The following is a 9,500-nucleotide window of genomic DNA, read 5'->3' as shown; positions in this document are numbered from 1 at the left end:
GCTTAAAAAGTAGAGGATTTGACTTAGAAAGCACTCACTTACAGCAACTAGAGCGTCTCGAAAAGCTGTTTTTTGTTTGTACTTTGGCATTAGCGTGGTCTTTTAAGTTAGGCATCTTGCAAAACAAGCTTAAGCCTCTGAAGCTAAAAAAGCATGGCCGAAAACCGAAAAGTTTATTTCGTCTAGGGCTTGATTATTTACACCGTGTATTAGTCGAAGGAAGTGCTCACCTATCAGAATTTCGGCACTCCCTGAAAGTTTTGTCCTGTACATAGGGTTTGTTGTCAGCGTTCTTCACCCCAGTCACTTATTAATATAAGCTCCGGGGGCTTCATCGCTTGACGGCCGCCCCTAAAAACCCTTCGTTTTGAGTATATTCATTTTTATGTGTTGAATATCTACATAGAATAGTAGTTCATGGTAGCGTACTGCTTATTACAAAAGTAAAATACTAATAGGTAACGCATTCCACTTTTTCAGAGAATATTAGCATGAATTTTTTCAGGGAAATATGATACTTTAGTATATATTGCTCACAAATTATTTTATTCATAGTCTATACTTTTAACTGTTTTATTAATTCACTAGAAAAAAAACAGCACCCCCTTTACCTTGGATATATTTTTCATAATGTTAATAGTTATTGACTATTTTTAGTAATTCCATAATCACGTAGTTTTCTAGCGATTGCGGTATGTGAGACCCCCAGTTTTTTTGCGAGCTGACGCGAGCTTGGGTATGCAGGGTACAAGTGTGTTAAAAGTTGCTTTTCAAAATTTTTGACTGATTCTTCCAGGGTTCCTTCAAAAGATGTACTTAAGTAACCCACTCGGTCTGCGTACGAAGGTAGCTGCATATGTTCTGGGCGAATATCACCTTTTTCCAAAACCGTAATAGCACGCAATATAGTATGCTCCAATTGCCTTATATTACCAGGCCATGGATACTGCAACATTAAATTAATAGCAGCCTTCGACAGTTTAGGTGGAACTTTTGTTTGCTGGCTGGCGTATCGCCTTATAAACATCTCAGCTAGAGGAATAATATCTTTTCTTCTCTCTCTCAAGGGGGGTAGATGTATAATCAATACATTGAGCCGATAAAATAAATCTTCTCTAAATAGTCCTTCCTGACACAACTGTGGTAGATTTTTTTGTGTACTGCAAATTACCCTTATATTGACTTTAACTTCTTTATCATCCCCTACCCGCCTAAATGTGCCATCTTGCAAAAATCGCAAAAATTTTATCTGTAAGTGTGATGACATTTCACCTATTTCATCAAGAAAAATAGTTCCTCCATCCGCTTGCTCCAACATTCCATGCTTAATAATAGGCTTTTCTTGACCTGTTACTCGCTCTACATAACCGAATAGTTCAGTTTCAGCAACATTATCAGGCAGTGATGCACAATTTAGCACTAAAAAGGGCTTTTCCGCTCTTACACTAAAACTGTGACAGGCCCTCGCCAGCAATTCCTTACCCGTGCCTGTTTCACCTAAGATCTGCAATGGTGCATCCATCCCAGCAAACTTCTTAGCTTGTTTTACAATACGCCTCATCTCTGTATCAACCGCTAATATCTCAGAAAACAGTGAGGACTCAACCTGTTGCAAAGCGTGAATTTGCTTACCTAATCGATCTGCAGACTTTAGACAAATTACCACACCCACTAAAGTCTGGTCTTGCTGGTCGTTAGGTACATGTATCGGCAAAATATCAGCTAAATAGGCATCTCCCTGTACTTTAACTGGAATACTCATAGGCCAGTGTTCAGACTGCTGAATCCATCGACTAAAGTTAAAACCCTGAAGCCACTGGCTTATTGGAGTCTGGCGTACTTCTTCTAAAGCCCCCCCTAATACTCGTAACCCCGACTCATTCACAATAATAATGTTACCTTTTATATCAACAGAAATTACAGGGTCAGGTAACGTTTGTAGCAGTGTTGACAATTCATAATGTTCTCGTTCACTTGGCATAAATGGTATAGTTCGCACATCCGTTACCCCCTTGATATGTCTTATTTCAGGCAGTAACTTCTGTAGCTCAGTAAAAGCCAAGTCAGGCAAGTTTAAGTAGATAATTCCAACCAAATCGACTTCAATACCACGCAAACTGATTTGATGTAGCGCCAATATATTTAACACTTCTTGCGCAATTCCCAAGCGATCTTGGCACAGTATTTCCAGACGCATTTCCCTTACCATCTAATGTTATTATTGCTTTTTCATCGTTCATGCCATCATATTACACGTACCCTATAAAGACCATTTTTAATGTAGAAGATAATGTAGTAGCTAATAATTGTGTAAGTAGTATGCTATACACTTCACGAATGATTTCTAGGAGCGGACGTCAAGCGATAAAGCCCCTGGGCAAGTTTACTGCTGTGAAACTTGCGGTAGCCACTTTAATTGATATAACAGCGCTGCTGGGCGGTTATATTAATAAGTGACTGGGGTGGCCGTTAAATGCTCCTCGGCAATAGCGCCTGCATTGCTCTACTATATGACATCCATGTCATTATGCATAAACTGCATTTCCACCATCCTTAGTGGTCAAGAGCGCTGACAACAAACCCTACTAATGTGTCGGGAACACATTAGAACAGCTTCGCTGGCTCGTTAGGGTGAGCGCTATGGATAGCTCACATAAAAATGATTCGTGAAGGGTATAGATACATTAGCTGTGAATAAACTATATCTGTAGTCTCTTCACAGCTAAATTTTTAGAAAAGAAAGTACATTAAATACTAAACAAGTAACTCATCAGTCTTTGCTGCCATTATAAAATCATTCTTATGCAGGCCTTTAATCTTATGAGTCCACCAAGTCACTGTCACTTTCCCCCACTCAGTGAGTATGCTGGGATGATGAAATACTTCCTCAGCAATCTCCCCCACACTATTTGTAAACGCCAATGCTTGTTTGAAATTTTTAAATGAATAAACACGCTCAAGCTGCATGATGCCATCACGCACCTCTATATTCCACTCAGGAATTTCAGCTAATAGTTTTGGTAACTCTTCTTCAGTTACCTTAGGCGCACCTGCTTGGCAAGCTTCACATTTTAATGAGGACAAACTACTCATAAAGATAAAATCCTTGTTATTAGATTAAAATTTACTCGTTACGCTTTATAATTTAGCTTAACTAGCACATATAGGTCACATCTACTGTATTAATAGTGAATACCTTTGATTATACAGTGAGTGTCCCCTATGGCCTTGTCAAATCCCTAACAGGCTTGCTGAGGAACCTTTGGAGGGTATTTAGGAGGCAACAACCCCATTGTTTTCACTTTATTAACATAAGACATGATATCTAAATGACAAATATCGTAAAGCTGCTCAACACTTTCTAAATAAAAATAAATTGGTTGCATAATATCTATACGGTAGGGTGTTCTTAATACTTCCAAAATATCAAATGGTTTGCGTTCTGGCGTCTCACTATCAATAGCATACTGTGTTTCTCCAGGAGATGATAAAATTCCGCCACCATAAATACGCCACTCATTTTGCAAATGTAATAAACCAAACTCAACGGTAAACCAATACAGACGCGCCAAAAATACCCTATCCTGCTTATTGGCTTTATACCCCAGCTGCCCATAAAGGTGAGTAAATTGAGCAAATGCAGGGTTGGTTAACAGTGGACAATGACCAAAAACCTCATGGAATATATCTGGCTCCTGTAAATAATCTAACTCATCCCAAGTCCGTATAAAAGTGGCTACAGGGAACTGTTTATTGGCAAGAAGGCTAAAAAACTTATCGAATGAAATTAACGCAGGTACACGTGCAACACGCCAACCTGTTTCTTTTATTAACACTTCATTAATTTCAGCTAATTGAGGTATACGATCCTTTGGTAATTGTAACTTAGCCAAGCCAGCTATATATTCATCACAAGCTTTGCCTTGAATACAGTTCAACTGACGGTTGATTAATTGAGACCAAATGGCATGCTCATCATCACTATAAACAATAAAACCATCTGGTCCTGGCGATTTTGCTGTATAGTTGCTCGTTTTTGTCATTATAATGCCTCATTGATCTGGCTATATTTGAGCGTTAAAAATGCAGTGCTATTGGTTAACTTATACACAACCATCGCCACAGGTGAAATTACTTGACGCGTTTCCTCCTCAATGTTGATCGTAAACTATACGTTACAAGCAAACGCTAATATATTGTTTTTAAAGCCTTTATGAATCAACCGTACATTCACTTATCCGTTATGAGCATAACAACATCTGTTCGTTTTCCCTATGTAATTTGAAAACCTGACTCGTTATGCATTAGACTGTATTTCGCGATAAAACGTTAGACAATAGTGGTATGAAAAGCACTCTTTTCAAACTGAAATCTTATAGCCTTAGATATGTGAGCATAACCATTACCGCTAAAGATTAAGTCTTGAAAAAGTAGATAACAAAAATCAATTTAAATTAATAATTAGTGATCCACTCATTAATATTTTTACAGTAAAGAGATTAAATAATAATACCGTCATTGACTTGAAGTAATAGGTCTAGCTTTTTTATAAAAATGTATCTTTTACTGAAATAGCTGATAAATAAAACTATTTAAATAAAAATACAACTGCTAAGCAACTAACAATAAAAACACGTGTGAACTAGGGAGTCAAAAATGATCTACACCCCGCCAGGCCAAGATGGGGCCAAGCTTTTTTTCAAATCTCGCTATGCTAACTTCATTAATGGTGAGTGGGTCACACCGAAAAAAGGCAATTTTTTTGAAAATAAAACACCTGTAACAGGTGAAGCCTATTGTGAAGTTCCTCGCTCAACCGCAGATGATATTGAGGCAGCACTTGATGCCGCCCATCAAGCAGCACCTGAATGGGGAGCAAAACCTGCAGCCTATAGAGCACAGGTTTTATTACAAATTGCTGACCGTATAGAACAGTTTGCTGAAAAACTCGCCATTGCAGAAACCTGGGATAATGGTAAACCTATACGTGAAACAATTAATGCCGATATACCGCTTGTTATTGATCACTTCCGTTATTTTGCAGGTTGTATTCGGGCTGATGACAGCGCTTTGGCTGAAATAGATGCCACCACAACATCCTATCACTTTCATGAACCTCTAGGCGTGGTTGGTCAAATTATTCCCTGGAACTTCCCCTTATTAATGGCTGCCTGGAAACTGGCACCTGCATTAGCTGCAGGCAACTGTGTCGTACTAAAACCCGCAGAACAAACACCTGTTTCCATTTTACTATTAATGGAAATTTTGGAAGACATCATTCCACCCGGTGTTGTCAATGTGGTTAATGGCTTTGGACATGAAGCAGGTAAAGCCCTGGCTTCAAGTCCTCGTATTGCAAAGTTAGCCTTCACTGGCTCAACAGAAGTGGGATGCGAAGTCTATCAGTCTGCCGCCAAGAATATTATTCCTTGTACAGTTGAGTTAGGGGGCAAGTCTCCTAATATTTACTTCGCAGATATTCTACAACAAGAACCTTCTTATTTAGATAAGTGTGTCGAAGGACTTTTATTAGCGTTTTTTAACCAAGGTGAAGTATGTACCTGCCCTTCTCGCGCCTTAGTACATGAATCTATTTATGACACTTTTATGGAGCATGTACTTAATCGGGCTAAAACCATAAAACAAGGTAACCCCTTGGATACTGAAACAATGGTAGGGGCACAGGTTTCATTAGAGCAGCTAAATAAAATTATGGGCTATATAGAAATAGGTCGTAAGGAAGGTGCTCACATTCTTTTTGGTGGTCAACGTGCCCAAGTGCCAGAAACCTTAAAAACAGGCTTCTATGTACAGCCCACAATTCTTCGGGGCGAAAACTCAATGCGTGTTTTTCAAGAAGAAATATTCGGCCCAACCATTGGTGTCACCACCTTTAAAACTGAGGAAGAAGCCATCAATATTGCAAACGATGTACCCTACGGCTTAGGTGCTGGCGTTTGGACCCGTGATATTAATCGAGCACAATGGGTCGCTCGAAAAATACAAGCTGGAAGAGTTTGGGTAAACTGCTACCATATGTACCCAGCTCATGCCGCTTTTGGGGGATATAAGAAGTCAGGGGTTGGTAGAGAAACACATAAAATGGCACTGCAAAATTATCAGCAAGTCAAAAATATTTTAGTAAGCTACAATACTGATCCTCTTCACCTTTTTTAAACTGAATATTTAGAGATTCCCTTAATACAATATTCAGTCACCACCAGTAAGGGCACTCTTTACAGTGCCCTTATCAGTATCATGAACAACCACTTGCGGCTTTACTGAATAGAGAAAAATATAGCCGTTACTGGTCCCCACCTTCCTTCACTATCCATCGCCCGGATATAAGCCATATGCTTACCTGACGACAAGTTGCGAGTATCAACAATGCCTTTTATGGCTTGCTGTTCTAAATTAAAGTCACCCGACACCGACTGCATTGGATGGCGTTCAGCGCCTTCCTGCCAAGGTGGAATATCAAGATAATATTCTGCAGCGGTAATCGTCTGTACCGGCTCAGCACCATTGCGATGACTAAAACGACTATCATCCGCGATGGCAGATAACGTCAACCAGGTACCCGCAGGCACTGGGTCCTGATTACTGATATTAACACTATATACTTCAGGCCCTGCTGGCAGTTGGTAAGGCGCTCGTACGACTTTTGCAGCATAGCGTAATGCCTGCAGATTGTCGGGTACTATTTTTTGTTCGAAATAATGGCATGATTCAAAAAACTCTGTACCTAACTCAAAGGTAAATGCGGCAACACCCAGCTCGCCATAACTGATACCATCACTGGTACCATCAGTTTCGTATAAACCTAATGACCTTTCAGGTGAGTAGCTATTAAAATAGGCGAATTTTCGTCCAAGGGTCTGTAGCTGTGAATGGTTCGGTGCTGGATCGCCTTTTGTGCCCCATGGCCAAAGTATCAGTCGCCCATGGCTATGAATATCAAGGTGTATCCCACTCGTATCTAATGGCGCTGGATCATTCCGCTCGGGTCCTCGGCGATCTGGATACAGGCTTCTAACATAGTTTTGCAACGCTTGAACTTCAGGTTCTGACCCTGGTGCCTCACCGCGATAAACCTGTGAGCATATGTCACCGCTAGAGCCATCCGTGGTTGAACCCCAGCCAAAAGTAAAGTTACGATTTAAATCAATGCCTTGCTTAAGTGGGTTATAGCAACTATTAAGGTCATTAACATTTTTGCGCCATAACACCCCTTTTTCTGCTTGTTTACGACCATCGGGATTTGCTTGCAGTAATAAGTGCACCTCATGATGATCCAGTATCCACGTAGCATCTGCATCACTGCCATAGCCCGTTAGCAAGTTTTTGGCAAACGCCAATGCTAAGGGCGCTGTTGCGTATTCTCGCGCATGAATGGCACTATTAATAAATAATTTCGGCTTATCTTCTAAGCTATTGTTGCGAGTCAGTTTTAACACCATCATGTCATAACCGCCACGCTGCTGAGTTTTACGCCATGAGTCGCCTATATCAATCCACTCAGCCAGTCTCGGATACTCTTCAGCTAACGCTTTTGCTTCCTTAAAGGTTGCTTCTACTGTTGGGTAACAACTATAACCTGGAATATGATCAGCCCATTCATCCATTACTGCAGCAGGAGCCAAATTTAAGCCACTGTCTTTTGCAGTGACTGCCTCCAACTTAAACCCTAAGCCAATAAGCTTATTCAACTGCTGGCTGTCACCAGGTACTATTAAATAACCTTGCTCATAATGAGAAGAAAAAGTGTTCATGCTTTTCACGACTTGCCGAGCAATCTGCTCAGAAGGAAAATACGCCTTGTAAACTTGTGTTTTTTGATCAAACGGCACCAGTGGCTGATGTGGGGACGCGGTATGTGCAAATACCACACCTCCTGTCCATGTCGTTGCAGATAATACAGCAATCGCCACGGAATTTTTTAACGAAAAATGCGAAAGAAAAGAACGTCCTTTACTCGTGTCCTTATGACTCATCTTCACTCCATTATTTATATTTATAGCCAATACAATTGGCTATTTATTATCGTATAGCATCCACATTCAAGCACTTATACCCTTCACGAATGGTTTCTAGGTTTTGTTATCTTCACTCTTCACCCCAATCACCTATTAATATAGGCTCATGGGGCTTCGTCACTCGACGGCCGCACCTAAAAACCATTCGTATTGGGTATATACATACCACTTATAGCTCTTGTAACATATAAAACACTTGATCGTGAATTCATGGTTACTGATAAATAACTATTCACCAGCATGCCACCATCCAAGGCACAGCACATTTAAACCATCAGCACCAAAATATAAAAAGTCGACCTGACCACGCCAGAAAAAAACATCATACTGGGTGACTTGATCATCTTTGCAGTCAGTATTCAGTTCATTGAAAAACAAATGGCCTTTGGTCACTTCCCAGTTTGGCTCACCCAATAGCTTTCTTATTTCAGGTACCGTAGAGTATTTTTGCTTTAACTGATAATGCAGCGCCTGCATAATCCGATGTTTTTCCCCCATCCACTCATCAACCCTAGGATCCCATTCTCCACCTTGAAAATGCCCTGGAATCTGCTGTAACTCTCTGTATTGCTTACCCAAAGACGCTAAAGCACGTTGGTTATACGTCTCTTGTATTTGTGCAAAACCTTGCTCTTTGTTAGCGGGTTGTTGGGCACAACCACTGGTTATCATAAAAGAGGCTAGCAGCAGTAAAGCAATAAATACGTTCTGTTTCATGTATCCTATTTGGTTCATCATCACCTGTACATATAATCGATTTAGATGTCACAGATAGCATAACCAGTTAAGCCAGGAAATTCATTAGCGATACTATTTTTTTTCGAAGGCGACATGAGTCTTATTGTTGCATCATTGCTTAGTTAAGGAGTCCTGGCAAATAGGTCTTAGCAGAGTCTATCACCGCTTTGACCCGATGAACTTTATCTGCGCCAAATCTATATACCAGATAAACACGCATCAAGTTACTGTGCCACTGGGGCAATATATGCCTTAATTGCCTTTTACTGATGTGATCTTTCACCAAAAAAGCAGGAACATAGACCACCCCATGATGGGCTACACATAGATCGACCAATGCTTTAAAACTTTGAGCCGCAATATCGCCACTCACATCTAATGCAATTGTCCGCTCTTCATCTTCAGCGGAAACCAGTGACCATATACGACTGTTATGACGACTTGAAAAAATCAAGCAGTTTACTTTTGGCTCTATATGGATTCCTAGGGGGTTATATCAATAGCTCTATTAGATCATTAAGTAAGCTTTTTCCTCGGCACTTTATATTGTACACAAACTCAAATAATGCTAAATAAAAAGGTAGTTTTTCTTGAGAAATACCTCGATGAGGTCTTAACCATGAGCGTAGTAATGACCAACAACCTTCAATGGTGTTAACATGTACTTCGTGAAAACCATCCCCATCTTCATCACGAGCATACTCCCCTTTCCCGTGACAAACGGTT

Annotated in this window: 7 protein-coding genes and 2 pseudogenes; 2 read left to right on the top strand and 7 right to left on the bottom strand. The window is 40.3% G+C overall.

From position 1 onward, the window contains the following. Window positions 1-275 (top strand): annotated as a pseudogene (locus F607_RS34870) (IS4 family transposase); the annotation flags it as partial. Between the two features lie 365 nt (window positions 276-640). Here F607_RS34870 and tyrR read toward each other — a convergent pair. From tyrR to phhA, 3 genes are all read right to left on the bottom strand, one after another. Continuing rightward, entirely contained in the window at window positions 641-2,197 is a 1,557-nt protein-coding gene (gene tyrR / locus F607_RS0121915) for a transcriptional regulator TyrR (protein WP_027709786.1), read from the bottom strand. A 557-nt stretch (window positions 2,198-2,754) separates the two neighbouring features. Continuing rightward, window positions 2,755-3,093, bottom strand: a complete 339-nt coding sequence (locus F607_RS0121910; RefSeq protein WP_027709785.1) for a 4a-hydroxytetrahydrobiopterin dehydratase — start codon at window positions 3,091-3,093, stop codon at window positions 2,755-2,757. Between the two features lie 146 nt (window positions 3,094-3,239). Further along, window positions 3,240-4,043 (bottom strand): phenylalanine 4-monooxygenase, encoded by an 804-nt coding sequence (gene phhA, locus F607_RS0121905; RefSeq protein WP_027709784.1) that lies wholly within the window; start codon window positions 4,041-4,043, stop codon window positions 3,240-3,242. Between the two features lie 613 nt (window positions 4,044-4,656). On the opposite strand from phhA, the gene F607_RS0121900 reads away from it, so the two are divergent. After that, a complete protein-coding gene (locus F607_RS0121900; protein WP_027709783.1) occupies window positions 4,657-6,177 on the top strand; it encodes an aldehyde dehydrogenase family protein in 1,521 nt (506 codons plus the stop codon). 101 nt (window positions 6,178-6,278) lie between these two features. Here the strand turns inward: F607_RS0121900 and F607_RS31095 are convergent, their stop codons facing one another. From F607_RS31095 to F607_RS34865, 4 genes and pseudogenes are all read right to left on the bottom strand, one after another. After that, window positions 6,279-7,994 carry a M14 family metallopeptidase gene (locus F607_RS31095; protein WP_051311731.1) on the bottom strand — a complete coding sequence of 572 codons (1,716 nt, stop codon included), beginning with the start codon at window positions 7,992-7,994 and terminating at the stop codon, window positions 6,279-6,281. Between the two features lie 270 nt (window positions 7,995-8,264). Beyond that, window positions 8,265-8,753, bottom strand: coding sequence for a hypothetical protein (locus F607_RS0121890; protein ID WP_027709782.1), 489 nt, complete (start codon window positions 8,751-8,753; stop codon window positions 8,265-8,267). Between the two features lie 139 nt (window positions 8,754-8,892). Then, window positions 8,893-9,228 (bottom strand): LysR substrate-binding domain-containing protein, encoded by a 336-nt coding sequence (locus F607_RS0121885; protein ID WP_027709781.1) that lies wholly within the window; start codon window positions 9,226-9,228, stop codon window positions 8,893-8,895. 37 nt (window positions 9,229-9,265) lie between these two features. Then, window positions 9,266-9,500, bottom strand: a pseudogene (locus F607_RS34865) (hypothetical protein); the annotation flags it as partial.

This window comes from Zooshikella ganghwensis DSM 15267 (genome assembly GCF_000428585.1).
Lineage (GTDB): Bacteria > Pseudomonadota > Gammaproteobacteria > Pseudomonadales > Zooshikellaceae > Zooshikella > Zooshikella ganghwensis.
This window is presented reverse-complemented; position numbering and strand designations above follow the sequence as displayed.